This window comes from Trichocoleus sp. AS-A1, from assembly GCF_039962015.1.
In the GTDB taxonomy this organism is placed as follows: Bacteria; Cyanobacteriota; Cyanobacteriia; order Cyanobacteriales; family FACHB-T130; genus FACHB-T130.
The window spans coordinates 18,191-44,840 of the sequence record NZ_JAMPKG010000003.1 but is presented as its reverse complement, the minus strand read 5'-3'; the positions used below and the strand labels follow the sequence as shown (position 1 = coordinate 44,840).

Here is a 26,650-nt window from a genome sequence, read left to right as displayed (position 1 = left end):
CAAGATGTCAAGTGCGATCGCTCTTGAGGAGTGTCATGTATACGGGCAATTCTCTGGAAAGATTTTTAGCCTATAATCCAGGTTACAGAAATTGGCGACCGTCCTTCTTTTCACCAAAATCAGCGAAGAACCTTAGCCACTATGCCACCTGATCGGGAACTTTGGGTAACTTGATGATAAAGCTTGTTCCCCTGCCTTCAGCGCTTTCAACTTCAATCGTCCCTTCATGTGCTTCAGTAATACTCTTTACCAAAAATAATCCTAGTCCCCATCCCGTTTGCTCCTCAGCAGAGATAGTTCGACGAAATTGTTGAAATAGGATTGATTGAGCGTCTAGGCTAATCGGATCGCCTTCATTATGGATAGTAAGGCTGATCTGCGTTTCAGTTTGCTGAAGCGTGAGTGTAATCGGCGTGCCAGACGCCCCATATTTCACAGCGTTAACTGCTAAGTTTTCAATCACCCGCCGTATTTCTTTACGGCTGCAATAACTCCTGATATCAGAATCACAAACCACAACAAACCGATCTCCATAAGCGAAGCTCAAATCCTCTACTACCTCTTGAACTAGCACCTCTAAATCGCATTCTTCAAATTCAATCTTTAAACTCTGCCCTGTCCGCAGCCGACTTGCATCAAGCAGATTTTGAATCATCGAATCCAGCCGATTGATTGCATTGAGCATCCTCGCGGCTATATCCACGTGGCTATCTCCTCGTTCCACCCGACGCAGAGTCAGTTGAGTTCCCATTTTTACAACATTAAGGGGGCCTCTGAGGTCGTGAGTTAGCGTCACCATAAATAGCTCTTGAATATCTCGCAGCGTCTCGGAGAATTGAGTGGCAGCGTCATTAACGGCTTGCTCAATGGAGTCGATAATAATGTCTCGTTCCCTCACGTCTAAAGGTGCTTCTTCCTCTAAAACTTGAAAGATGACTTGACGAAGGATGTGGTACTCGAAAATGAGTTGAGTCATGGAGTAGTCGGCATAACCGGCCCGCTCATGCCCATGCTTCTTGCCAATCCGAGTGCTTTCTACCTTGTCGGCTGCGATTCGGGCAGGTGTCCTGTCAATTCTGTTTGAGAGTTCATCTACCAGTTGGTTTAAGTACAGAGGTAGCGAATTTCGTAAAACAAGAGACTCATGATGCATTGATGCTTTGACTTCATCACGCGCCCGCTCCTCCCACAGATGCATAATTCTTTCAGCATTTTGCTTAAGACGGTCAGACGCTTGATTAGACATCGTTCTTGATTCTCTGCATGCGTGCAGGTAAGGGAAAGTTTCCAAGATGTGGGTTTGATTGAGTTTGAGCAGGTTCGGGCAGCAAGCAACAGAAGTTGCAATGCCTCTGTATACCCCGTCAAGTAGCAGACAAGGTTAAATTACCAAAGATGGTAAGTAGTTTGGACAAGCAGCAGAAAGATATAATTGTAGCGAACTGCAAACCCAAACGCTTCAAACCGCTTTCCAATACAAAACTGAAACTACATTAAATTGCAAATAAAAGGTTAGTCTAAACCCCAATAGCTGCAAATCAAATCACATTATCTGTAAACCGACTGCAAACATAATTTTGAAGCCACATTATCTGCCAATAGCTTTAGGGTAAGCGAAAAAAACTGCTCAAGGATTATTTTTAACTACTACAGTCCGATTTCTACCACTGCATTCGGGCATATATGTCTGGTCAATAAGTCCTTTTAATTCGGATACTTTTGGTAATGTATTCTAAAAACTAGCGTTGGTCAATCAAACCGCTACTTGATGAAGAGGAACTTGATGGACAAAAGAAACCAGTAATGCAATTTTCTGATCGCTTTAGTGTGTATCTCTCTCAGGGGAAAATTATGTCAGTTTCTCTTCCTGACGATGAGATTTAACACCTCACTGCACTAAACGGCTGGATGAAAGCGCTTTACCAATTGGGTTGACAATTTTTAATGCGTCTGGGTCGTCATCGGTATACGAGCGATCGCCCTAGCCCAAAAACAGATTCCTGAGTTCTGGCTGTCATCCCTATAGCTAAGCCTAAACGTATCGAGAAATGGCATCAACGCCTCCATCTCCTGGGGAGGTACTGCCATTCTCACTACAATTCGCCCGTAATCGGCGCTGTTGTTGCAGTAGCGACTTCAGTTCTTGTCAAACCCATCTCCCGGCTGATTTCGGTAGTTAGAAAGGTTTTATTTATACTTAGTATAAAAATTTCCTATATCTTTTTAGCGGCTCAATTGCCATACAGTGGTTCTACGCATCAGATGTTGCGTAGAACCACTGTGTCACTTCAGTCATGATTAAAACCTTTTTCAAATTCTTGGTTATCCAGGATGGGGAGTAGATATGGATACAAGCCTGATCGTTTCTAATATCCTAAATCCACCAATCCTATTCTTCTTTCTAGGTATGGTGGCAGTTTTTGTTAAATCGGATCTGGAAATTCCGGCTCCTTTCCCAAAGTTACTGTCACTTTATCTACTATTTTCCATTGGCTTTAAGGGAGGAGTAGAACTGATTAAAAGCGGCTTAACCCAGGAAGTGATATTCACCATGCTGGCAGCCGTATTGATGGCGTGTGCCGTCCCGATCTATACCTTTTTTATCCTGAAGCTGAAGCTGGATATCTACGATGCAGCAGCGATCGCCGCGACTTATGGCTCCATCAGTGCCGTAACTTTTATCACGGCAGGAGCTTTTTTGACCGAGTTGGGGATTGATTATGATGGTTATATGGTTGCAGCCCTAGCGCTTATGGAATCTCCGGCTATCATCGTCGGGCTGATTCTGGTCAATCTATTCACACCCAGCCAGGGAGATCGGGACTTTTCCTGGCCCGAAGTGTTGCAAGAAGCCTTCCTGAATAGCTCCGTATTTCTGCTGGTTGGTAGCCTGATCATCGGAGTCCTAACTGGAGAACGCGGTTGGCACACTTTGGAACCCTTTACTCAGGGATTGTTCTACGGTATCCTGACCTTCTTTTTGCTCGACATGGGGTTGGTTGCAGCTAGAAGGATTAAGGACTTGCAAAAAACGGGCGTTTTTCTCATTTCTTTTGCAATACTAATCCCAATCCTCAATGCAGGCATTGGAATTTTGATTGCAAAATTCATCGGAATGCCCAAGGGGGACGCGCTCTTATTTGCGGTACTTTGTGCAAGTGCTTCTTATATTGCTGTTCCCGCCGCTATGCGTTTAACGGTTCCTGAAGCGAATCCTAGCTTGTACGTTTCTACCGCACTAGCTGTAACGTTTCCTTTCAACATCATTGTCGGAATTCCCGTATATCTGTACGGCATTGAGATGCTTTGGAGATAACATCATGCATTCAGTTAAACGAATAGAAGTCATCGCAAATTCAGTTGAACTTGGCAAAATTTTAGACAGTTTAAAAAAATCAGGTGTAACCGGGCACCTAGTCATCCGAAATGTTGCCGGACAGGGGCTTAGAGGCGGTTCTGAAGATTTAGATATGACGATGCTGGATAATGTCTATGTCATCGCATTTTGTGCGCCAGAAAAACTTAAAGGTGCTGTGGAAATTATTCGACCAATCCTCAACAAGTTTGGAGGCAGCTGTTACATTTCTGATGCGATGGAAATTCGCTCGACGAGATGCGTTGCTTCGTTGTAAGGTGGCTGTTTCTATCTTCTGTGAAATCTGAAGAAACTAAAAAACAAAAATAAAGTCTAGCTTCGGCTTTGAACTTTGAATCGTTTATTCTGCAACTTTTACTTCTTCAATAGCGATGAATCAAAACAATGGGTTGATGGGGCGGCGCAATTTCTTGAATTTAACGGGAAATGGCGGAATAGCACTGATGGCTGCTGTGACAGGAAGTGCATTCTGGGGTGTGCAAGCAAATCGAGCGATCGCAGCGACCGTTGAGCCTCCCAGCCCTGATGCCGCCCTAAAACGGTTGATGGAGGGCAATCAACGGTTTGTGCAACACAAGGCTAAACATCCCGATCAATCAGAGGCACGGGTTAAAGAAATTGCCCAAGCACAACACCCTTTTGCAACGCTGCTAACCTGCGCGGATTCGCGGGTATCTGCGGAAATTTTGTTTGACGAAGGACTCGGTGACTTATTTGATATCCGGGTTGCCGGAAATATTGTGACTCCAGAAGTGCTTGGCAGTTTGGAATACGCTGTCGCTATCCTCGGTACTCCTGTGATTATGGTTTTAGGTCACGAACGCTGTGGTGCTGTCACTGCCGCAGTCCAGGGGGAACGTCTCCCTGGAAGCATGAATTCTTTTGTTAAAGCCATCAAACCTGCGATCGCTAAGACAAAAGATGAATCAGGCGATCCGGTTGATAACGCTGTAGTTGCAAACGTTCGGTATCAAATTGAGAAATTAAAACAAAATTCAACGATCGTTTCGGAACGATTGCTAGATGACAAGCTCAAAATTGTCGGAGGTCGTTACGATCTGGATACCGGAAAAGTCACATTGATTTAGGATTGCGTATAGCAGACATCTGAATTTCCATCAATGCTGATTCCACTGCTGCGAACATTCGCTCTGCTAACGCTGAGACTAGATAAATTCGCCCCTACTCTCTCTGCTAAATGATGGTTGCAATAGATGGGTAGGGGCGTTTGCATAGCCTGGTAGATAAACTCCGCAGGGTAAAGTAGATCGAGAATTACATCCTAAGGTTGGTTGGCAGGCTGAATTTTGAGCAAATCGGATGGAGTTGCAATCCAAGTTTGGATAGGTCAAGGGGCAGATGCAGTCGAACTCTATGTCCTACGCTCCATAAAACTAGATGACTGATCGCGATATGATAAGTGCGATCTGCGCTAGCCTTCGGCAACGCCAAAGGCAAACGCAGCAGCGCTTCGCTATCGCTAGCAAGAAATAGATACGTGCTAGTAAACTATGGCAACCGACCCTCTCCACCTCCCTCCGTTTGACTCAGATGATGCCGAAACGCTCAACGTCATCATTGACACGCCCAAGGGCAGCCGTAACAAATTTGAGTGGGACAAGAAGTACGGGTTGTACAAGTTGGGCGGCGTACTGGCAGCAGGCGCATTTTTCCCATACGACTTCGGTTTCGTGCCCTCGACTCTAGCCGACGACGGCGACGCTATCGACGTGCTGGTATTGATGGAGGAGCCTGCCTTCGTCGGCTGCCTTGTCCCATCGCGGCTCATCGGCGGCTTTGGCGCTTTTCAAACCGAGGAGGGGAAAACTGATCGCAATGACCGCTTGCTCGCTGTTGCCGCCAACTCCCGCAACCAGCATGACGTGAAAACGCTCGACGACCTGAATCAGAACCTCATCCACGAGATTGAACACTTTTTCGTGTCGTACAACGCGGCTAAGGGCAAAACGTTCGAGCCACAAGGTCGCTTCGGACCGGAGCAAGCCCGACAACTGGTTATTGAGGCTGCGGAGCGTTTTCGCGAGTCCTAGCAAGTTGTCGGATTCATCAAAATCGTTGAGGCAGTTTAGGCGGCGTAATAGAAACGCTCGTGGATTACTTTGCCATTTTTCCATCTCTGTACAGACACTTGATCGTGCGTGACGTTGCCCCATTCAGAATGAGTGTAATCGACAAACCATTCAGAAATAATCACGTCTTCGCCATAAGCAACCGCTTTCAGTTCTGCTGCACGAAATTCGGTCACTTTAGAAAAGAAGTCCAGTTCTCTAGCGCGATTGGCGGCTTTCCCCACAGTGGCAGGCGTTTCATTTTCCTGCATCACTACATCCTCGCCATAGTATTTCTCAAAGGCTTCCATCGCTTTCCCTTGTAAAACCAGGGTCTTGATGTCTTCAAAGTTGGCTTTCAGGTCTGTTGCTGTAATCATGATTTTTGTTCTATTGGTTAGCTCAGAGTTGTCAGGTGAGAAACTTGATTTGGCTCACAACATTAATCATGTTTCATTCCTTCGGGTTTGAGAAGACTGCAAAATGGAATATGATTTATTCCGTTTGAGAATCAATCCCCATGTCAGACCTGATCGCCTGCATCAAGAGTTTTGTGCGAACCGTAGAAACAGGCAGTTTCTCCGCCGTTGCTAGAGAGATGGGTACCACTCAACCCACGATTAGCAAACAGATTGCTGCACTGGAAGACTATCTGGACGTGCAATTGCTGCTGCGATCGACGCGCCAAGTGAGTTTGACCGATGAGGGAATGCGCTTTTATGAGCGTTGCCAAGCCGTTCTCGAAGCACTCTCTGAAGCCGAGTCTAGTGTGGGAAAACGGCAGAACCCTTCTGGACTATTGCGGCTCAATTGCTCGGTTGCGTTTGGGCAGATGCAGGTACTCCCTCGCCTGAAACGATTTCTCGATCGCTATGGGGATATCAAGATTGACCTGACGATGTCTGACCACTTTGTCGATTTAGTTGGAGAGGGTATCGATTTAGCAATCAGAATTGGCAAATTTGTCGATCCCAACTTAATCTCACAGCCACTCGGCACATACCGATTTGTCGCAGTCGCATCGGCGGACTATTTGGAGAAGTTTGGTGAGCCACAAGTACCAGCCGACCTTTTGCACCACAACTGCATTGTTTATACCCGGCAGTCTACGGGTAATGAATGGCATTTTCGAGGCACGACAGTAACAGTGAGTGGAAATCTACAAGTCAATAACTCGATGGCGCTACGTGAAGCCGTGTTGGCAAACATTGGCATTGGCACCTCCCCCATATGGGCGTTTACTGATGAACTCCAAAATCAATCGGTCAAAGTCATCCTGAAAGAATACGAACCTGACCCAATACCGATTCAGGTCGTTTACCGTCGAGGGCGCTTTCAATCGGCGAAGGTAAAATGCTTTATTGACTTTCTCCGACATGAGTTTAAGGCTGGTCCGAGTTGGCAACCTACCTCACCTTTGGAATAGTTGTTTGATGATGGTCGTCAAGCTTGTAGCGAGACGATTTATCATTATGCTTTGTATGTTGGCGTTGTCAAAGTGATCGCTTGCTTTATCCTGTATGACGGCGAGGGATTGGAAACGGTAAATCGACTGGTGGAAACCGATCTGAAATCAGCGCCCCTGCTGGGCAAGCCAATCTCCGGCGGCGGTACTTCACACCGTTAACTGTATCTGCGTTACCCCTTGGCGCAACTGGCGCTGCCTAGCGAGCCAAGAGTGCCTCACAAGCTTGCCCAGCAGGGGTGCTAACTGACTTGCCCCCCAACGCAACAGTGCGCTTTTACGTAGTAGCTCAGCCTGAGCCGCTTCCTGACTTTGAAGCTGCTGCGCTCGAATAATCTCCGGCTCTCGCTCAGCTTGAATCTGTGCGAAAATGGCATCAATTGCTGCATCTGTTGCTTCCTCACGCAACAGGGGAACCAGATGATTTGCTGCAACAATTACATCTCGTAAAGCCATATTGATGCCTTGGGCGCGAATCGGTGACATTGGGTGAACGGCATCGCCCAGTAACAGTAAGCCTGGTGCATACCAACGCGGACAACGCCCGACGACAACGGATAACAGAACAGGACGCTCAATACTTTCCGCATGAGTCCGGATATGCTCGGCTAACCACGGGGGCGAGGCTTCTGCCAAAATATCAGGCCAATCGGCTTGCTTCCAGCCCATTGGGGCATCTTCATGGAGTGCCCAGCCTATCTGAAGATTCCCCTCGGAAGAGCGAAACAGCCCAAATGCATTGCGATCGCGCACAATCGAATAAAATACGTTCTCGGATTCCAAGCGATCGCTATCAGCCAATTTAAACCAAAGAATATCAAAGCTTCCGGACTGTTGTTCTAGAGGCAAGTTAGCTCGCTGCCGAACAACAGAATTCCGACCATCTGCCCCTATGACTAGATTCGCAGAAATAGAGCGCTCGTCACCCAGCTTCACGCCCGAAACCCGTTGCTCGCTCCACAGCAAATCTTGCACAGGACTGCCGGGGATAAACTCAAAATTGGGATAAGTGTTTGCCTTGTCAATTACTGCTTCCAGGAAAGCTGGCTGTGAAACGAGGGTGCAGGGCTTACCACCCGGTTCGATTGGCTCATCAACTCGAAACAGAAACCGATTCTCAATCAGAACTTCCCAAGCATCTAAAGGTCGATGAGGGATGCTCTCTAGCACAGACGACAATCCCATCTGCTCTAGAGCATCTAGCCCACTGGGCATCAGTCCCTCACCGCGAAAAACTCTCCGGAAGTTACGGGAGGATTCAATCAGTTTGACGGCGATGCCACGTTTGACGAGAAGCAGTGCAAGCGTTGCACCAGCAGGTCCTGCCCCGACAATTACAACCTGAGTCATCACTTTAAAACTGCTTTGAATGACTTCAGAATACCAAAGTTATCTGTGCCATCTAACTCCTAGTAATAGCGTGGCATAACCCATTTGAGGTAAGTAGCTCCAGGCTGTAGAGAAGATGCAATCAACAATCTGTATCCCTAATCAGAAGGAAGAAGCTGATATAGCTCTAAGATTAGAAAATTAATCAGGCGTTGGTCAGAATTACGGGGTAATCTTTGCTATGTCCAACAGCATTGGTGATGTTCTTGAACCCGAAGTTAAAGATTTGGGCGGATTTGAGGCTCGGCGCATCTTGCCTCACGCAACTCGGCAGATGGTTGGACCATTCATCTTTTTCGACCATCTCGGCCCAGCTACCTTTGCACCGGGTCAAGGAATGGATGTGCGACCGCATCCGCATATCAATTTAGCAACATTGACTTACTTGTTTGAAGGGGTGCTGCTCCATAGCGATAGTCTCAAGGTTGTTCAAGAAATTCATCCCGGAGCAGTGAACTGGATGACGGCGGGTCGTGGCATTGTCCATTCGGAGCGAACGCCCAATGCTGTTCGGAGTCGCGAAAGACGGCTACACGGTATCCAGACGTGGCTCGCACTTCCAGAGGAACACGAGGAGACCGAACCTTGGTTTCGTCACTACCCAGCGACTGACATCCCCGCTTGGCAAGATGGGGGTGTCGAAATCACACTGATTGCAGGGCAGGCGTATGGTCGCACATCACCCGTTCAAACGTTCTCGCCGATGATTTACCTTGATGTACAACTGCCGAGTGGAACCCAGTTCACGCTGCCTCCGGACTATAGTGAGCAAGCTGTCTACAGCGTTACAAACGGTCTGAGCATAGATGGCGAACCGCTGGAGCCACAACGAATGATTGTACTGAATCCCAATCAGACTGTGAGCATTAGTGCGAAAGCTGACGCTCGTTGCATTGTGGTGGGTGGTGAACCTGTCGGTGAGCGACATAAGTGGTGGAATTTTGTTTCTAGCCGCCTTGATCGCATTGAGCAAGCGAAAGTGGACTGGAAGAACGGACGGTTTGAGCGGGTTCCACACGAAACCGAGTTTATCCCGCTGCCTGAAGAACCCCTCTCGCTGCCTGAACAACCCATGTAAAAGGAGCAGCTTATTCCTATTTAGGCGCGACGGCAGCTTGTTGCATCCAAAAATCATTCCAGTAGCGCTGCGCTATGCTCGCTTATGCGGGATTGTTTAGCCCCGTGCAGGGAAGGAAGAGGATATGCGAGAACTCTTGCAAACAACGTCTGAATATGCTGTTCGCTATCTTGAAGGCTTGGACGCTCGGAACGTTGCGCCAACCCAGGAAGCGATCGCTAATCTCATCCAGTTTGATGAACCCCTCCCTAATGAGCCTGTCGAACCTGAACTCGTCTTGCAACTACTCGATAAAATTGGCTCACCCGCATCAGTGGCACAGGCAGGTTCCCGCTTCTTCGGATTTGTTACAGGTGGTTCTTTGCCTGCTGCCTTAGCAGCCAACTGGTTAGCCGCAGCATGGGATCAAAATTGTGGACTCTATCGCATCACTCCAGCTACAGCCTTACTGGAGCAGGTAGCTCTGCGCTGGCTCCTCGACGTACTGCATCTCCCCGCCGAGTGTGGTGGTGCTTTCGTTACGGGAGCAACCGTTGCTAACTTTACCGCATTAGCCGCTGCCCGCCACGCCGTACTCGAACGAGAGGGTTGGAATGTAGAAGCAGACGGGTTGTTTGGTGCGCCACCGATTACGGTTGCCGTCAGCGAGGAAGTACACCCAAGCTTGTTGAAAGCGTTGGGATTGCTGGGATTAGGTCGAAGCCGAGTGGTGAAAGTGCCTGTTGATGGACAGGGGCGGATGCGTCCGGATGCCATTCCCACCCTGACTCGTCCTGCGATTATCTGTACCCAAGTGGGAAATGTGAACACAGGCGCGTGCGATCCAGTTGGAGAGATTTGCGATCGCGCCAAGGAAGTGGGAGCGTGGGTGCATGTAGACGGCGCATTCGGACTCTGGGCCGCCGCCGCTCCATCGTTGGCGCACCTCACCGCTGGTATGGAAGAGGCAGATTCTTGGGCGACAGATGCTCACAAGTGGTTGAACGTGCCGTATGATAGCGGGTTGGCGTTTGTTCGCGATGCTAAAGCGTTGCAAGCGGCAATGGCGATTACTGCGGAGTATTTACCCACCGTCAGTGAGCAGCGCAACCCGTCAGACTATACTCCTGAATTATCGAGGCGTGCGCGTGGCGTTGAGGTGTGGGCAGCTTTGCGATCGCTGGGGCGTTCTGGTTTGGCAGATTTAATTGAGCGGACTTGTTGCCATGCCAGACACTTTGCCAAGGAGTTGAATGCGGCTGGTTATCCCATTCTCAACGATGTGGTGTTGAATCAAGTCTTAGTGTCCTTTGGGGATGCAGAAACGACGCATCGAGCGATTGCCGATATTCAAGCTGAGGGGACTTGTTGGTGTGGCAGTACGGTTTGGCAAGGGCAGACGGCGATGCGAATTAGCGTTTCGTCTTGGGCAACAACGGATGTTGATGTAGAAAAAAGTTTGGCAGCGATGCTGCGAGTGGCTGGGAAATATTGTTCTCCTGAATTTTAGGATGAGCGATCGCTTGATGATTGCGGATTGCGATTGCACCAAAGCCTACATACAGCTAAAACCAAGTTACGCGATCGCTCACGGACAACTGGCGAACCTGCTTTTGGAGTTCTTCCAAGGACATGGGGGTACTCCAACCTATGCTGGTGTTTGAATTTTAGTATAAGCGAGCGCACAACGTACCAAAGGTGATCGCACGGATATGGCCTCTCTTCTAAAGGGTTAGCCCAGAGTATTACCCTCCAGAAGATCTATCAGCATTTTTACCTTAGTAAATAGTTCGTCAAAAGTAATTATTTCAATATCTTTAAGCCCATTCCGGAATAACTCGAATGATTTTCTTTTATCAGGATCTATAAGTTCTTTTTCTATATTTCCTGCTAGCACCATACAGGGTGGGTTAAAGGCTTCAAAATCATGTTTCGATTTTCTAACAAGTGCATAATATTCTTTGGTGAGAGAGTCTCTGTAGTTTGCAACTTGGATAATGGCACCAGATATTTCCTTGGATATACTATAAACGCCAGATCTATATTCAGAGGCTAAAAGTTTGGTTTGAGGATTTTTTATTTCAATACATACTAAATTTTTAGTGATTTTGTTGGTATATAGATAATCTAGAATGCCTCCACCAATATTTTCTATGCCTTTCCCTCCGACATAGGCTTTGTCTTTAAGGACAATGATGGGAATAGAAAAAATTTGTGAAAAGGCAAATGAATTTTCAGATAAGTAAGACTGCCAAAATTCTTCCTCGGAATTTTGTTTATTATTTTCCCAAACAGACAAAACATTTTTTAGACTGCTTATTTCAATTGAGGCGTTAAGTTTTTGTAGCTTTTCTATATCAAGATTTCCAATTCTTTCAATAAATTGTGGAGCATCTTCAGATTGAATAGCCCAATTAAGAAGCTTAGACAACAAATCGAAACCAGTCTCCTGATTTAGTTGGAGAAAATTCTTTAATTTCTCCTCGCTAACTTCTAGGCTACCTATTGTATTAGAGTTAGATTTAATATATACATTTCTTTTCTCTATTAAACTGTTAACATCCAAAATCCTATTCGATTTGTAAATTCCAACAAGACTTATCTCCTTGTGGGCCAGCTTGATTTTTTCTAGTGTTAAAATTTCAAGTTCTGTTGAAGTTATTCTTGAGTAAAATTTTTCAAGTGCCGAGACAATATTCATGGCTTCTTCATGAGGCACTATTGTATCGTAGTGACGAATATATGCCATATCCTCAGAAATAAATGTTATTTTTTCTCTAAAGGACATAAAGCTGTTAACGACACTCTTTAGTTCGCTATCTCTTAGAAGCTTCGTTAAAATATCATTCTTTAAGTCTTGTAAAAATTTTATTTGATCCGAATTTAGTTCGTAAGTAGGTTCAATGTGATCATACTCAGGATATCCATAATCCTTTTCTGTTTGTTTGTCTATCCGCTCAATACGATTTACAACGAGATCGCAAAGATCAGGGAGTTGCTCCTTAGCACGTCTTGGTGCAGTTCTATAAAGCCGAATAATGTTGTTCTCCTGAATATCTGTAGTTAAATTGACAACCTGCGTAACTGGCCATCCATCATTGTCAGTACATAGAACTTGAAGACCAGTTATATAAAGACGCCAAATAGCCATTGCAAAGCTCTCCTTGCTTTTCAAAGATATCAGATTGCCCTTATCCTTCAATCTAAACTCTATAGAAGCAAATCTGGCTCACGATCTGTAATGACGCGAACCTGTAGTAGGTTTGACCCTTATTGTATGCCCCTTAGCCTACGAGAGGCATGAAGCAATCAACCAAGATCCCCGACTTCTGAATCAAATTTATCCAGCGCATCAGGGTTTCAACAAAGAAGTCGGGATCTGTCGGAAACATCTCCCCCCCTTTTCGCAGCAGTCCTCAAACTGGCTTTAGTTCCAAACTACGCCACAAATACCATGAGGCAATACTGCAATAAGGCTTCCACTTTTGTCCGAAACGTTCTGTAGTCTTGCGGTCAGGAAGTGCCTCAAGATTGTAGAGTTTCCGAATACCTGCACGTACACCCAAGTCATCAAACTAGCTTTAGTTCCAAACTACGCCACAAATACCATGAGGCAATACTGCAATAAGGCTTCCACTTTTGTCCGAAACGTTCCGTAGTCTTGCGCTCAGGAAGTGCCTCAAGATTATAGAGTTTCCGAATACCTGCACGTACACCCAAGTCATCCACAGGCAAAACATCCCACCGCTTGAGACGGAAAATCAGGAGCATCTGCACACTCCAGCGTCCGATACCTTTAACCCGCGTCAGACTCTTGATAATCGCTTCATCATCCATGACTTCCAACTCCTCAAGCGTGGGCAATCCATCAAGCGCGTGACGTGCCAAATCTTTGATATAAGAGATTTTGGGGCGCGAAATCCCCACACCGCGAAGGACTTCATCTGGCGTGTCGAGGACATCTTGCGCTGAAGGAAACAGAGTGTCTGGGTAAAGCTGGAGAAACCTTTGGTGGATGACTTTAGCCACCTTGGTAGAAAGTTGTTGGTGGAGAATTGACCGGGATAGGCAAAAGAACAAGTCTCCCTCCAGTTCGTACTGGTTCAGTTGACACGCACCAATTTGGTCAATGAGTCGTCCCAGGATAGGGTCGGAATCCTTAAGATAGTCAATGGCGATCGCGTACATTAATACAAAAAGATTGAAACTGAAATTTAGTTTTCCGCTAATAGAACGATCGTATCTTGCGGGGCAAACGTAATCAGTTGATCTTTTTTGGGATTGATCGTCACCCCATAAGCTCTACCTGAATTATTAGCATCCGCTTTGCAACGATAGCCAATTGCGGATTCACCACGTTGCTTGGCGGCTTCAACAACTGTGTAAAAATTAACGGGATGATCGAGCGCAACATACTCACCGACAGGCTTAAGATAAATTTCTGAGCCTTCAGGACTAAAGAGATCGGCAAACACAGCATTGAGGCTTTTCTGTTCGGAAACTTGAGCCAGCAGCCGACTAACAATTTGCTCGCTGATGACAAAATCATCCGGGCGAGCTACTTGTGCCAAGGCTTGATTTCGCAAATCTAAAATTTCCGTGACAACCTGAAAATTGCACTTATAGCGATCGGCAATATCCCGCAGATAAAGCAATGTAATCAAGATTTGAGCATCCGCTTGCTCTGGTTCTAAGTCAGTATTGCAGAGTACGAGAACATGGTTGTATTTAGTTAAGTCGAGGCTTTCTAATACCTGACGCTCGGTAGGATTTCCCTGAGAATACCGCACAGTCTGTTGTTGTAAGTTGAGCGATTCAGTTGATACGACCTCAGCCTCTGGAAACTCAGCAACGACTGTAACGGTGGAGCCGGGAGCAACGTAACGATCGAGTAGTTGAATAATGGTAGAAATGCGGTCATTCCATCCCAAAATTAAGGTGTTTTCTGCGGCAGCGATCGCATTTTTCTCTTTAACTTGAATCGCTTGACGATCGATAGGGATATTAGATAGTTGAGACAGATGAATGGTACTGTCATCTTCGCTAATCAAAACAAGTTGTTCGTTGGGTTGTAACGACCTGTCGATCGGTGGATTAAGCTGGATCGTCTCATCAGCGTGTTTAATTCCCAGTACCGCAGAATCGTTGTAGGCTAAAAGCGCATCGCCGTAGGTTTTTCCTTGTAAAGTTGGTTCTGCTTTGATATAAATTTCATTCCCGCTAAAGTCAAGTAGCTCCATGTAAACCGTTGACAAGCCTGATTGACGACAGGTTTGCACGACGATCCGCGAGATGAGATCGTTCGTCAGTAAAACCTCTATGTCGTTGCGTCCGATTAGACTAACAACGTCGGAACTCTTGGGGTCTTGAACTTGAGCAACGATGTGATAAGGCTGGGGTACGCCGCGTGGAATACTGGTAATCGCCAGCAGCGTTTTTACGAGTTGAATATCAGCATGGGCATTGGATGAGCTTATAATCACGATTGAGCGTGCCGTTTGGACGTTAACCATCCCTAAATCAGTAATATTGCTGGGACTACCCGTGCGACAAACTAAGCGAATTTTGGAACGTTTACCCAAGATATTAGAAAGGGTATCTTCCATCTGTACTTTGTCCTCTTCACTGAGAATGACAATGCAAGTACCGGGTCGATTGGCATTAGCAAGGGTGAGTTCTGAGATGAGGGTAAATACTTGCAGCGACCAACCCAAAATTACAATGTGATCGGTTTCAACGACACGGGAACGTCCTTTCCGTAAGTCTTCTAGCTTCGTATCAATGCCGCTACTGAGAATGCCGATTAGGGTACTGATGATGAAGATACCGCCAAAGGTGACAAAGAGCATCGCAAACCGAAATAGCCAGCCTGTATCGCCGCCCATTGCGCCTGAGTCTAGAGTCCGCATGAAAACGCTCCAAATCGCTTCTAGAGGATGAAGGCGATCGCTTCCTTCCGGCGCAACTCCGGTGATGCTGACCAAGAACCCCATTAAAAAGATAAAGGCTAGAGAGGTCAAGGCTAATCCGCCAATCAGAGCAACAGTACCTCTAGCCATGAAATTATCGAACCCGTAGCGCACGCGCTCTGAAAGCGTAATTTTACTCATCTTAATAGAAGTTTCCTTGCTGCGATGGCAAATAGTTTTAGGTGAGGGAGCGGAACTCCTAATTTTGGATGAATTTCAGGTTCCCTAGTACCTTTCGGTAATCTATATAAGTATTCCCAGATTTACTGGCACTACAGCTATTTTTTGAAAGTTTGTTACGAAGGGCTGAGCTGCTTACCTTTTTAGTAGAAGCGATCGCACGTTGCAAAGAATCAATTATTGACCGGATGAAACCTAGGAATATTATGAGGAGTTACTGTCGCTCGAAGACAAAATAGATAGTTTAGTGTACCGTCACAACTCACAAATGAAGCAAGCTAATTGCCTACGGAAACCAACTTCTAGTACACGATCAGATGCTGGGCGATCGCTCTCAGTTTAAGTGTCGAACTGGGAGAGAGGTGTGAAAATGGGGATAGCCTTCACTTTGTGAATAGGAGTGCGATCGCCCCATAACACCCTTATTAGGGGAGATAGATAACTGCGATCGCCACTAGCTGTCTAATTATTAGCGGATTCCAATCGCCCTTAGGATCTCGATATTCAGCTCTAGCTTCTCTCCCAACCACAGAGAACGATCGGTGTGGTCTCCCACATCATCGCCTGTTGAGGGGTGGACGAGAATATCCAATCCCTCACGATTGAGCATTAACCAGGGGACAACCTTGCCAAATTGCTCTGGTAAGAATGCAACTTGATACATTGCCTTTGGGTGTGGACCAATGGGCTTGTCATGCCAACGCCCCAGATGCACTTCAAAAGACGCGCCCAATCCTTCACGTACACGCGCCGCCGCATCACGACTGGAGGTATCGAAGTAGATATGAGCATGAAAACCCGTAATCTGGGCAGTATTTTTCATAGCGCTTAGCTCCACTTTATCTAGGCGTCAACTAATCGTAACGGTAGATATTCCTCTGTGGCAGGCAATACTTGCATCATAACTGACACTCTTGTCCGTCTAGTGCGATCGCCCCTTGCCGTAGGTTGGGTTGACAGAAGGAAACTCAACCTACGGCAAAGTTTGATCCAATTCCATAATGAACAATCAGTGCGATCGCAATGAGTACGCTGTGGTAGTGACTTAACAAACCTAATAGAGTTGCGATCTGCACTAGCCTTCGGTAACGCCTGCTGTAGGAGGCAAGGGAGGGCTGTAGGGCGAATGCAGCAGCGCTGGACTACGCCCCACTTCGCTAACGCGATCGCACTCTTGGTTTATTGGTAACTCACTAATTGTTGCAAATCACAAATTCATTGTTTCAAATCATAACGTTGATTATATTTCTCTTCAATTATTTGTTCATCGATTATTCGAGTAATTACTATGTGCTATTTGTTGGCAATACCCGCAGTACATCAAAAAATCGACCCACACATCTTGATAGGAAAATAGTATGAGCAGCGGAAGCGGATGCCCGTTTACGGGCGGCGGTCAGAAATCTCAGCCTCGTCATAGGCCGTCACACCGAGACTGGTGGCCGAATTATTTGAATCTGAGCATCCTCCACCAGCACACACCCCAGGCCAATCCTATGGGTGAGGAATTCAACTACGCTGAGGAATTCAAGAGTCTTGACTTAGCTGCCTTGAGGGCAGATATCTACGAGCTGATGACCACCTCCCAGGACTGGTGGCCAGCCGACTACGGTCATTATGGGCCGCTCTTCATCCGGATGGCTTGGCACAGCGCCGGCACATATCGGATTGGCGATGGTCGCGGCGGCGCGGGTTCGGGTAGCCAGCGGTTTGAACCCCTCAACAGTTGGCCTGACAATGCCAACCTCGACAAGGCGCGCATGTTGCTTTGGCCCATCAAGCAGAAATACGGCAAGAAAATTTCGTGGGCTGACCTGATGATCTTCGCAGGCAATTGCGCCTTGGAATCGATGGGCTTCAAAACGTTGGGCTTTGCTGGTGGGCGCGTGGATGTCTGGCAGCCAGAAGAAGACATCTACTGGGGTTCTGAGAAAGCTTGGCTCGGCAATGAGCGTTACGAAGGCGATCGCGTCCTCCTGAATCCCCTCGGCGCTGTTCAGATGGGCCTAATCTACGTCAACCCGGAAGGACCAGACGGCGAACCCGATCCGATCGGCTCAGGGCGCGATATTCGCGAGACCTTTGCTCGGATGGCGATGAACGATGCAGAAACGGTCGCGCTCACCGCCGGTGGACATACCTTTGGCAAATGTCACGGTGCGGGCGAGGCGACGCACGTAGGTGCCGATCCTGGGGGTGCCACCATTATCGATCAGGGCCTCGGCTGGAAGAACGCCTTCAACACGGGTGTCGGTGTCGATGCGATCACCAGCGGTATCGAAGGCGCATGGACCCCCACGCCGACGCAGTGGGACAACAGCTATCTTGAAACCCTGTTCAAATATGACTGGGAGCTGACGAAGAGTCCCGCTGGCGCGTGGCAATGGAAGCCTAAGGGCGATGCTGGTGCGGGTACGGTGCCCGACGCACACGATCCGTCGAAACGGCACGCCCCCATGATGACCACGGCGGACATGTCCATGAAGATGGACCCCATCTACAACCAGATTGCGAAGCGTTACCACGACAACCCGGATGAGTTCGCAGAGCAGTTTGCCAAGGCGTGGTTCAAGCTGACGCACCGCGACATGGGACCGCGATCGCGGTATCTCGGCCCGGAGGTTCCTCAGGAAGAGTTCTTGTGGCAAGATCCCATCCCCGCAGTCGATCATGAATTGATTGACGAGCAAGACATAGCCGCTCTCAAAGCCAAGATTTTAGCTTCGGGGCTGTCTGTCTCCCAACTGGTTTCGACCGCTTGGGCGTCGGCAGTGACCTTCCGCTGCTCCGATATGCGCGGTGGCGCGAATGGGGCGCGCATTCGTCTTGCGCCGCAGAAGGATTGGGAAGTCAACCAGCCAGCCCAACTGGCAACGGTGCTGCAAACCCTAGAGGGAATTCAACAGGAGTTCAACAGCTCGCAGTCTGGCGGAAAGCGGGTTTCGCTCGCTGACTTGATCGTTCTGGGCGGATGCGCGGGCATTGAGCAAGCGGCGAAAAATGCCGGTCATGACGTGACGGTTCCCTTTACACCGGGACGCACGGATGCATCGCAAGAGAAAACGGATGTAGAATCCTTCGCTCCACTTGAGCCGACGGCGGACGGGTTCCGCAACTACACGAGCGGCAAACATAGCGAATCGCTTGAGGAGTTGCTGGTCGATCGGGCGCAATTGCTGTCCCTGTCAGCCCCTCAAATGACGGCTCTCCTGGGCGGCTTGCGCGTTTTGGGTGCGAACTATAGAGGGTCTAAGCACGGCGTCTTTACCCATCGCCCAGAGACGTTGACCAATGACTTCTTCGTGAACCTGCTCGACCTGGGTACGACGTGGAAGGCGACCTCTGAAGATGAGTATGAGTTCGAGGGGAGCGATCGCAAAACAGGCGACCTGAAGTGGACTGCGACCCGTGTTGACCTGATCTTCGGCTCAAACTCTCAGCTCCGCGCCCTTGCAGAAGTCTACGGATGTGTGGACTCGCAGCAGAAGTTTGTGAATGACTTTGTAGCAGCGTGGGACAAGGTGATGAACCGCGATCGCTATGACCTTCGCTCAGTCTTAGCGAAAAGCTCTGCTAGGGGTTTCTAAGCGTAAATTCAACCGATCATCAGCTGCTCAGAGGTCGAGGCTACGCTAATATGCGGCAATTTTAAACGTGGGTAAAAGCCACAGACGAAAATGAGAGCGGCGTTTCAAGTCAAGTTGAAGTGCCGCTCTCATTTTTAGGCCCTGATGCCAAAGCTGCTTAAAAATCTGCAATTGGGTTCTTGTTGGTGCCCAATTGTACGAGCGTTAGCATAACCTAGAACACCCAGAAAATCGAATACACAACGGCTGTTCACAGCATTGCGTGGAGTTGCATACAGAGTAGATTTAACCTCTTGATGTACGTCGCTGCTGGTTCCGAAGCATAACAGCTCAAATCAGTGGCGGCAATAATCCCGAATTTAGAGCGAGTGACTCTTGACCGTCCGCTGCATTTAAATAGTTAGGCCTCATTCTTTCTGATTAATGGCACCAAGTGCAGCATGTAATCTCGTTTTCCAATTGGTACACCAGTCATGCGAAGAATATCGTAAGCTGTGACCATATGGAAGTAAAAGTTTGGAATTAAAAATTCATTCACGTAGGCATTACCAGATAACTCGACGTAGAGGTCCTGACTCAAGTTAATGCGCGTCACCTCAGCTAGCTTTGCATCTTCAGCGTTAACACCCAAAAGAAGTTCCTTAGTGTTTGCTATGTGTTCGTATGCCTGTGTGAGAGCTATGACGTCTGGATCTAGATTATTCGCAGGTTTGCCATCACACCAGAGAGCAAAGTTGCGTGGTTGATTGCAGGTGAAAGCAATCTGTGTACCGAAGGGAAACATATCAGCTGCAATGCGCTTTTGAAGAAACGACTCGTCATCACAAAAATGAGTCTGAGCTGACTTCAAGAGATGCTCAAGAGTCGCTAAGCGGCTTTGAAAGAGGGTTCGGATTAAATCTATATTCTGGCTTTGCATTTTGTGATCCCTCAAGTCTTTTCTATGAACCCTAGCTGTACTTAGAACAAATTTCAGCCTAACGCTCTTGGTCAGCGGTTGCCAACACTTTATTTAACTCCACAAGTGGCCGCTGCACTAGGGTTGTTATGCCGCGATCGCTCCAACAGATATCAATCCTCAGTAGATTGCTTGCTGCTCCAAAAAAGTTGAAGCGCTGACTCATCAAATATGTAGGCGGACTCATCATCCCTAATCACTCGTTTACCAAGCCGAGGAAAAACGCCAACATCTAAGCGTCCTGCTTCTCCACCTATCAGATATACAAGGTCTTCATCGAATGGATTACGAAGATGATGGGGTTGTTGAGGTAGCCCAAAGCCCATGAAGTCTCCTGGTTCGACTTCGTACTCCACATCTCCAATTTCCGCAATACCTCGACCCGACAAAATGTAAACCCATTCTTCTTCATTTTGGTGAGCGTGGAAAATGAAGGATTCCTTGCCTGATGGTACACGAGCTATTGTTACACCAATGCGTTTAAGACCGGCAGCACGCCCAAGGAACCGTAAATAAATTTCTGAATTGGGGTTAAGCGGATGATGAAACTCAAACGCATCCATTGAATTGATGTCTGATGCTTTCAGCAGGGAATGTTGTTCATCAGTCACGTTGATGTCCTCCGATCAAGTTGGTAAAGGGTCTGAGCACCACAATAAAGCCTAAACCGCTCCGCAGACACCCAACACCTGCCGCCCTACCGAAACCTCAAAATAATTCAATCCTGAACATCGACAGATAGCCCTTTGGTTGCCTCTTTACCGAAGACTCAGCAGCATAACGGTACAGTTGAGCCGATACAGATAACTTTGTGATTCCAACTAATCAATTTTGATGTTCGGCGGGTGCATGGGCGTTGTTGTACCGCGTAGTTATGGAACAAACCCAAACGAATCCATAGTTGTCGTGCTACTACTTGAGCAGGGCTATTCACCTCCAAATACGCCACAGTAACTTCTCCAATCGGAGTTCTCCCTAAAGCTTCACCAGATTCAATACTGGCCTGGAAATGCTCACTCCATTGGGATTAATTGGGACTATCCACGGTTTGCAGCTTGACTCAAAGCATTCATCGCACTGACAACTTGCTGAATTCCGCTCGACTGTTGTTTAGCCGTTAGAGAGATTTGCTGACTATTCACTGTAATCGTATTGACTGCATCTACGATCTCTTCCACGGTTTTACGGCCTTCATCGGATACTGCCACAGTAGCTTTCGTCGCTTTTTGAATACTGGCTACCAGTTCACTAATCTGTTCAGCCGATTTACGGCTTCTATCCGCTAGTTTTCGAATCTCAGCAGCCACAACAGCAAAGCCCCTACCGTTTTCGCCTGCCCGAACTGCTTCGACCGCCGCATTGAGTGCCAACATGTTCGTTTGGTTAGCTAAATCACTAACTAAGTTAGAAATCGCATTGATTTGAGTCGTTTGATCTCTAAAGTGTAAGATTTGTTCTCCAATTTGTTCGACCTTCGCTTTTAAGCTAGAAGCAGTTCCAGAACCGTTCTTTTGCTCACTATCATCAATCAATATGAGAACTTGGCGCGCTCCAGTTGCAGCCGCTTCAGCTTGTTCAGCCGCTTGCCGAGAAGAGGTATTTAACTCATCCATTGTGGCAGTCGTCTGATTGACCGAAATAGCCTGCTGCTCCAGGTTTCTCTGTAATTCTGTCGTTTTAGCCTCCAATTCTGTCGTTTTAGCCTCCAATTCTGTCGTTTTAGCGGCGACCTCTCGGATCATTGTGTTGAATGCCTGTGCTAACCGACCTAACTCATCTTGGCTGCTGTCATCAAGAACCACCTGAAACTCTCCATTGGCAATTCGATTCGTTGCAACAGTGATTTCTTCTAAAGGAGTTGCAATGCGCCGACGTAAAACCCAAAACACAATTGCTACAACAATCATGAGGGAGCCAAAGCCTAGAAACAACGTAAAGCGAGCTAGCGAGATCGCTTTTTCAGCCAAAATTGCTTTGGGTAAAACGGTAACAAAGTACCAATCAGGTCCCTGTAGCGTAGTGACAGCTAAGTAATTGCTCTCGTTCGGATTATCGATGACGACTTGATCGGTTGCTTTATTTGTGACCGCCTCAAAAATACGTTTTAGCTGAGTGTCTCCTGATTCAAGAATTTTAAACTCACCTTTTTGTTGCTGAATTTGCTCCATCAATTGCGGATGAGCGATCAGGCGACCATCTTTTCGAAAAATTAGGTTATAACCGCCTTCAATGTGCTCCTCGATCGTTCGCTTAAATAAATCATTCAGTAATACATCCTGTCCAAGAGTACCGATGATTCTGTCATTAGAGTAGATAGGCGTTACACAAGAAAGAATCCAGATTTTAGCAACCCCATCGATTTGAGCCCCCGACCAAACCGTTTCTCTGGCTGGATTGTGCTTCTGGTCACCAACCCACACATATTCTTCCTTGGATAAGTCAAAGCCAACGGGGGCATCCTGTGCCCATGTTGGATAATCAGGCCAGTAAATAACAGCAATATTCTCTGGCATATTCAGGTAGAGATCCGGAAAGCGATTATGCCAGGGTGGACCATAGGCATTGATTAAATCGTAGGACGTTACTACGCGACGGCGAATGTCATCATTGATTAGAACTGGCTTATCAATGAACACGCCTGCTTGCCGTTTGCCATCGAACAAGTTGGGGCGATTGCGGGTTGCCCCATCGGGAAAACGCACAAATAGCTGATCGAAGCGAGCTTTCACGCCTTCGCTATCAGTATTTTCCAAGCGTCGTAGCCACTCCTCCTTAAAGATGGCATGGTTATCTTCTGCCATTAAAAAGATACTTTGTTCTCGTTGACCTCGCTCTATTACATGACTCTTGAGTTGGTCTAACGTCTGCGACTTGAGAGTAGAAACAATCTGAAAGTAGCTAATCGCTGTTGAGCCAACAATAACAGCCGTAACACTAAACGCAATTTGAATAAGTGTTCGACGAGCAAGTGATTTTTTCGTTTTAGCTTGAGAAGATAAGGATTTTTGACTCTGAGAGCCTTGTTTTGTAGGAGAATGAAAGTCAAACATTTATAGTTTTAAGTTAACAGTTATGTTTCAGCTTAATTAAGCTGCCCACAAACTATCTAAACTTAGTAAAAATCCTTACAATTTGAAATAATACTGAGAGTTGTGCTAATACTGAGTAAGCGGCACCTGAGACTGTAAATTATTTTGTGAAGCGGTCAAAATTAACTCAAATATTAGAAGGTCGCCTATGCCTCACCGTCGTCGCGAAGATAGGCATTGCATAATAGAGGGCGGACATGCAGCATGAGGAGTGCTCCGCTGCTCAGCGTGCGATCGCAATTCCCGCCGAGAGCATCGGCTCCACCCCTGTTTAGGGAACCCGCCCACCCCTCGCTGCTGTAAACAACGAGTACCACTCTTCCCGCGTCAAAGCGACTTCATCGGCTAAAGCGCACGCTGCAATCCGTTCTGGCTTAGTTGACCCCACAATCGGTTGAATGCCCGCAGGATGGCGCAACAGCCAAGCAAGAACAATGGCCTCACGACTTGTCTGCTTTGCTTCAGCCAACTGACCCACCAGCGGAGCCATCTTGCTCAACGCCGAATCTGCCTCTGCCTTGGGTTTGAAAAGCTTGCCACCTGCCAGCGGTGCCCAGGCCTGTATCAAGATGTTGTGGCTGCGGCAGTAGTCCAGCGTTCCGGTTGCCAAGGCCGAGCTGACGCCAGACATGTTTGCAACAATGCCCTCGTCAATCAAATACGAGTGCAACAGGCTTAGCTCCACCTGATTGATCAGCAGCGGTTGCCCCACGCTCTTTTGCAATAGCTCAATCTGCCCCGCTGTATGATTACTGACCCCGAAGTGGCGCACCTTGCCCGATGTCTGCAAGGCATCAAAGGCTCGCGCGACTTCCTCGGTTTCTACCAGCGGATCGGGGCGATGCAGCAGCAGAATATCGAGGTAGTCGGTTTGCAGTCTTTGCAAACTGCCTTCCACTGACGCGACGATGTGCTCATAGCTAAAGTCGTAGCGCTGGGGGTCGCTTGGCTGAGGATCTCCCGCGAAACGAATACCGCACTTCGACTGAAGCACAATTTGCTCACGCAAACCTGGCGAGGCTTTGAGCACATCACCAAACACCTGCTCTGACTTGCCCCGCGTGTAAATATCTGCATGGTCAAACAGGGTAATGTCTGTTTCCAGAGCTGCCTGAATAGCCCGATATGCACTTTCCCTCACATCTGTAGAAAGCGGTGTATCATCCCAAGTGCCGCCAATATTCATGCAGCCATAGGCAACTCGCGAAACTCTCAAATCAGTGCCCGACAGCGTGTAGGTATGCATCAGCGTCTAGAGCTAGGTGGAGCGATGAACAGGTCACTCTGTCCCCATCCTACTGGCGGTCACAGCATCTGCCCACTAATTAGGAACACACTTTTAGGTCAACACTAAACAACTGAGAAAAGCATCTTTATACTCAGAATGAGCGAGAGAACGGCGAATATCTTCTTCAAATGAGTCTCAGGTAAACGATGAGAGTAGCGAGCACCATAGGGAGCCGCAATCGAACTTGCGATCGCGATTACCAAAAAAGCTGGCACATAGATAAAGCCAATCGTATAGGGAAGGCTCAACGTTTGAGACCAGCCACTCATCATGTACCCAACAGTACCTGCGATCGCAATGGGAAATCCAATTGCAGATGAAGTACCAATCGCCTTTTTCATCTCCATATTCTGATAGCTGAGGTAAGTGATTGTTAAAAAACCACCCCCCACCGCAGCAAGAGCGGATACCGATCCAATGCCTGTTCCCGCTAGCAATAAGCCACGTAACTTAGTCGGCTTTCGGCTAGCTTTTGGTCGCCAATTTAGAAACATCTGACCCGCGACCAGAGCCATAAACAGCGCAAAGAATATAGCGATGTAAGCTGAGTTGACCTTGGCGGCGATGCGGGTAATCAGAAAGGCACCCACCACAATGCCGGGTGCCATCCCGTAAACCACCTTCCACAATACAGTTCCTTGAGCAGCATGGGCGCGAATACTTGCGATTGAAGAAATGATCGTGCAAGCCAATGTTGTTCCTAACGCCAAATGAACGACGTTATCTGCACTGATACCGTGGTTACTAAAAATGGATACTAGCAGGGGAACGAGTATTCCACCGCCACCAACCCCCAGTAAGCCTGCCATAAAACCGACAAAGAAACCCAACAAGATGTACAACAACATCCATTCAATACTCAGCATATCAACCTAACTTTTTAGAATCTTTTGAGCAACCAAATCCTCTCAATTGCTGCAACTTTTCCCTTTAATCCACCAGTGATTTCCCTGCTTTCAACAGAGTTCAATTGATAAGCAGACGCATAATGGTGTTTTACTTCTGCTTCACCGACTGAGAATGGAGGGCCATCCATGAGTTGTTGATTGTATTCGTAAGAAATCAGCAACTGCGGTGCCGCGTGGGTGATTTCCATCAAGTGTGACGTATATTGATGACGCCTATTTTCAGGCATTGCAACCAACGCTGCGCGGTCATATACCGCGTCAACCGGCCCAAGAACTTCAGCAGACACATCAAAAATATCGCCAACAAAGATGTCGATATCCTTGGCGGAGTAGTGGGTTAATTTACCAACTCTGGAGATTTTTGGCTTGACTCCCAGGTCGTTAAACAATTCGTTAATTGCGAGTTCGCTTAACTCTGCACCAATCACTCGATGACCACAATTAAGCAACCATGCAAGATCGCGCGTCTTGCCACACAACGGTAGAAATACACGACTGCCCTTCGCCACATTTAATTTTTCAAAATGTTCGACGAGGAATGGGTTTGCCTCACTTTGGTGAAAACCAATATCTCCCGCTTCCCATTTTTGCTGCCAAAAACTTGCTTCCATATCAACGCCTTCATTGCTCAAGGTATCCATCACTTGCCACAAACTGAATTCCGTCAGCCTTGTGCTTATTTGTGTTTGAATATACGATACAACTTCAAGTTGACTTGAAGTCAAGCAGTCGTTGCACCAAGAAAATCATGGATATCACTGAGGTCTCAAAGGCTTCTGGATTACCGACCTCAACGCTACGATTTTATGAGGAAAAAGGGCTGATCCAGTCGAACGGCAGAAATGGCTTACGCAGGCTTTTTGATACTAATATCATAGAACGGCTCGCTTTGATTTCCTTGGGGCGTAGCGCCGGTTTCTCACTCGATGAGATTCGTGAAATGTTTACGCCTGAAGTCCCTGAAATCAATAGAACGCTGCTTTTAGCGAAGGCAGATGAGTTGGATAAAAAGATTAAAGAACTGACTGCGATGCGCGATGGTCTCCGCCACGCAGCAGCTTGCACTGCGCCTAACCATTTTGAATGTCCAAAATTCTTGCGGCTCCTGCGTATTGCTGGTAAAAATCGTTTTAGGCAACCCAATAAATTGAAGGACAATAAGCTTTAAGCAAGAGGCTCAGAAAAAGTAATGCAAACGATATTAAATGCTTTTAGAAATGCTTAACGTAGCCCTTCACAATACGTTCAGTTATACAATTTAGTCCAATAACGCCCTAAATGCTTGCTGGCTAACGGCAAAAGTGAGCGACGGTAG

At 47.3% G+C, this 26,650-nt stretch carries 24 protein-coding genes and 1 pseudogene; 11 read left to right on the top strand and 14 right to left on the bottom strand.

Annotated features, from left to right (window positions below; translation table 11 throughout):
* Positions 1 to 139: 139 nt before the first annotated feature.
* Both NC994_RS03490 and NC994_RS03485 read right to left on the bottom strand, forming a co-directional pair.
* Positions 140 to 1,246, bottom strand: coding sequence for a HAMP domain-containing sensor histidine kinase (locus tag NC994_RS03490; RefSeq protein ID WP_242032520.1), 1,107 nt, complete (start codon positions 1,244 to 1,246; stop codon positions 140 to 142).
* Positions 1,247 to 1,941: 695 nt separating this feature from the next.
* Positions 1,942 to 2,124 (bottom strand): annotated as a pseudogene (locus NC994_RS03485) (hypothetical protein); the annotation flags it as partial.
* 220 nt (positions 2,125 to 2,344) lie between these two features.
* Here NC994_RS03485 and NC994_RS03480 point away from each other — a divergent pair.
* From NC994_RS03480 to NC994_RS03465, 4 genes are all read left to right on the top strand, one after another.
* On the top strand, positions 2,345 to 3,316 hold the full coding sequence (locus tag NC994_RS03480) for a sodium-dependent bicarbonate transport family permease (protein WP_190412389.1): 972 nt from the start codon (positions 2,345 to 2,347) through the stop codon (positions 3,314 to 3,316).
* A 4-nt stretch (positions 3,317 to 3,320) separates the two neighbouring features.
* A complete protein-coding gene (locus tag NC994_RS03475; RefSeq protein ID WP_190412390.1) occupies positions 3,321 to 3,632 on the top strand; it encodes a P-II family nitrogen regulator in 312 nt (103 codons plus the stop codon).
* A gap of 115 nt (positions 3,633 to 3,747) precedes the next feature.
* Positions 3,748 to 4,464 (top strand): carbonic anhydrase, encoded by a 717-nt coding sequence (locus NC994_RS03470; RefSeq protein WP_190412391.1) that lies wholly within the window; start codon positions 3,748 to 3,750, stop codon positions 4,462 to 4,464.
* Between the two features lie 423 nt (positions 4,465 to 4,887).
* On the top strand, positions 4,888 to 5,427 hold the full coding sequence (locus NC994_RS03465) for an inorganic diphosphatase (RefSeq protein WP_190434274.1): 540 nt from the start codon (positions 4,888 to 4,890) through the stop codon (positions 5,425 to 5,427).
* Between the two features lie 35 nt (positions 5,428 to 5,462).
* Here the strand turns inward: NC994_RS03465 and NC994_RS03460 are convergent, their stop codons facing one another.
* A complete protein-coding gene (locus NC994_RS03460; protein WP_190412393.1) occupies positions 5,463 to 5,825 on the bottom strand; it encodes a SnoaL-like domain-containing protein in 363 nt (120 codons plus the stop codon).
* A gap of 140 nt (positions 5,826 to 5,965) precedes the next feature.
* On the opposite strand from NC994_RS03460, the gene NC994_RS03455 reads away from it, so the two are divergent.
* Both NC994_RS03455 and NC994_RS03450 read left to right on the top strand, forming a co-directional pair.
* On the top strand, positions 5,966 to 6,871 hold the full coding sequence (locus NC994_RS03455) for a LysR family transcriptional regulator (protein WP_190434273.1): 906 nt from the start codon (positions 5,966 to 5,968) through the stop codon (positions 6,869 to 6,871).
* Positions 6,872 to 7,072: a hypothetical protein gene (locus tag NC994_RS03450; protein ID WP_190434271.1), complete on the top strand. Its 201-nt coding sequence runs from the start codon at positions 6,872 to 6,874 to the stop codon at positions 7,070 to 7,072. It abuts the gene before it with no gap.
* Here NC994_RS03450 and NC994_RS03445 read toward each other — a convergent pair.
* Positions 7,061 to 8,260 carry an FAD-dependent monooxygenase gene (locus NC994_RS03445; protein WP_190434269.1) on the bottom strand — a complete coding sequence of 400 codons (1,200 nt, stop codon included), beginning with the start codon at positions 8,258 to 8,260 and terminating at the stop codon, positions 7,061 to 7,063. The two genes, NC994_RS03450 and NC994_RS03445, sit on opposite strands and share 12 nt — an antisense overlap.
* 220 nt (positions 8,261 to 8,480) lie before the next feature.
* Between NC994_RS03445 and NC994_RS03440 the strand changes: the two genes are divergently transcribed.
* The 3 genes from NC994_RS03440 (at position 8,481) to NC994_RS03430 (ending at position 11,020) form a co-directional block, all read left to right on the top strand.
* Positions 8,481 to 9,377, top strand: coding sequence for a pirin family protein (locus NC994_RS03440; RefSeq protein ID WP_190434267.1), 897 nt, complete (start codon positions 8,481 to 8,483; stop codon positions 9,375 to 9,377).
* A 124-nt stretch (positions 9,378 to 9,501) separates the two neighbouring features.
* The gene (locus tag NC994_RS03435; RefSeq protein WP_190434265.1) at positions 9,502 to 10,866 is read left to right on the top strand and encodes an aminotransferase class V-fold PLP-dependent enzyme; all 1,365 of its coding nucleotides are present in this window, start codon (positions 9,502 to 9,504) and stop codon (positions 10,864 to 10,866) included.
* Between the two features lies 1 nt (position 10,867).
* Positions 10,868 to 11,020 carry a hypothetical protein gene (locus NC994_RS03430; RefSeq protein ID WP_190434263.1) on the top strand — a complete coding sequence of 51 codons (153 nt, stop codon included), beginning with the start codon at positions 10,868 to 10,870 and terminating at the stop codon, positions 11,018 to 11,020.
* Between the two features lie 68 nt (positions 11,021 to 11,088).
* Here the strand turns inward: NC994_RS03430 and NC994_RS03425 are convergent, their stop codons facing one another.
* The 4 genes from NC994_RS03425 to NC994_RS03410 form a co-directional block, all read right to left on the bottom strand.
* Complete coding sequence (locus NC994_RS03425) at positions 11,089 to 12,507, bottom strand: Shedu immune nuclease family protein (protein WP_190434262.1); 1,419 nt, start codon at positions 12,505 to 12,507, stop codon at positions 11,089 to 11,091.
* Positions 12,508 to 12,926: 419 nt separating this feature from the next.
* Positions 12,927 to 13,544: a DNA-3-methyladenine glycosylase gene (locus NC994_RS03420; RefSeq protein ID WP_190434260.1), complete on the bottom strand. Its 618-nt coding sequence runs from the start codon at positions 13,542 to 13,544 to the stop codon at positions 12,927 to 12,929.
* Positions 13,545 to 13,570: 26 nt separating this feature from the next.
* Positions 13,571 to 15,466: a potassium transporter TrkA gene (locus tag NC994_RS03415; protein ID WP_190434258.1), complete on the bottom strand. Its 1,896-nt coding sequence runs from the start codon at positions 15,464 to 15,466 to the stop codon at positions 13,571 to 13,573.
* 508 nt (positions 15,467 to 15,974) lie between these two features.
* Complete coding sequence (locus NC994_RS03410) at positions 15,975 to 16,328, bottom strand: DOPA 4,5-dioxygenase family protein (RefSeq protein WP_190434257.1); 354 nt, start codon at positions 16,326 to 16,328, stop codon at positions 15,975 to 15,977.
* A gap of 535 nt (positions 16,329 to 16,863) precedes the next feature.
* Between NC994_RS03410 and katG the strand changes: the two genes are divergently transcribed.
* The gene (gene katG, locus NC994_RS03405; protein WP_190434254.1) at positions 16,864 to 19,092 is read left to right on the top strand and encodes a catalase/peroxidase HPI; all 2,229 of its coding nucleotides are present in this window, start codon (positions 16,864 to 16,866) and stop codon (positions 19,090 to 19,092) included.
* 400 nt (positions 19,093 to 19,492) lie between these two features.
* Here katG and NC994_RS03400 read toward each other — a convergent pair whose 3' ends face one another.
* From NC994_RS03400 to tmpT, 6 genes are all read right to left on the bottom strand, one after another.
* Positions 19,493 to 20,011 carry a DUF1993 domain-containing protein gene (locus NC994_RS03400; RefSeq protein WP_190434252.1) on the bottom strand — a complete coding sequence of 173 codons (519 nt, stop codon included), beginning with the start codon at positions 20,009 to 20,011 and terminating at the stop codon, positions 19,493 to 19,495.
* Between the two features lie 152 nt (positions 20,012 to 20,163).
* Complete coding sequence (locus NC994_RS03395; protein WP_190434250.1) at positions 20,164 to 20,661, bottom strand: cupin domain-containing protein; 498 nt, start codon at positions 20,659 to 20,661, stop codon at positions 20,164 to 20,166.
* 426 nt (positions 20,662 to 21,087) lie between these two features.
* Positions 21,088 to 23,100, bottom strand: coding sequence for a methyl-accepting chemotaxis protein (locus NC994_RS03390; RefSeq protein ID WP_190434248.1), 2,013 nt, complete (start codon positions 23,098 to 23,100; stop codon positions 21,088 to 21,090).
* A 310-nt stretch (positions 23,101 to 23,410) separates the two neighbouring features.
* Entirely contained in the window at positions 23,411 to 24,385 is a 975-nt protein-coding gene (locus NC994_RS03385) for an aldo/keto reductase (protein WP_190434245.1), read from the bottom strand.
* A gap of 104 nt (positions 24,386 to 24,489) precedes the next feature.
* The gene (locus NC994_RS03380; protein WP_190434243.1) at positions 24,490 to 25,293 is read right to left on the bottom strand and encodes a sulfite exporter TauE/SafE family protein; all 804 of its coding nucleotides are present in this window, start codon (positions 25,291 to 25,293) and stop codon (positions 24,490 to 24,492) included.
* A gap of 14 nt (positions 25,294 to 25,307) precedes the next feature.
* Positions 25,308 to 25,946, bottom strand: a complete 639-nt coding sequence (tmpT, locus tag NC994_RS03375; protein WP_190434526.1) for a thiopurine S-methyltransferase — start codon at positions 25,944 to 25,946, stop codon at positions 25,308 to 25,310.
* A gap of 137 nt (positions 25,947 to 26,083) precedes the next feature.
* Between tmpT and NC994_RS03370 the strand changes: the two genes are divergently transcribed.
* Positions 26,084 to 26,503: a helix-turn-helix domain-containing protein gene (locus NC994_RS03370; RefSeq protein ID WP_190434241.1), complete on the top strand. Its 420-nt coding sequence runs from the start codon at positions 26,084 to 26,086 to the stop codon at positions 26,501 to 26,503.
* The last annotated feature ends 147 nt before the right edge of the window (positions 26,504 to 26,650 follow it).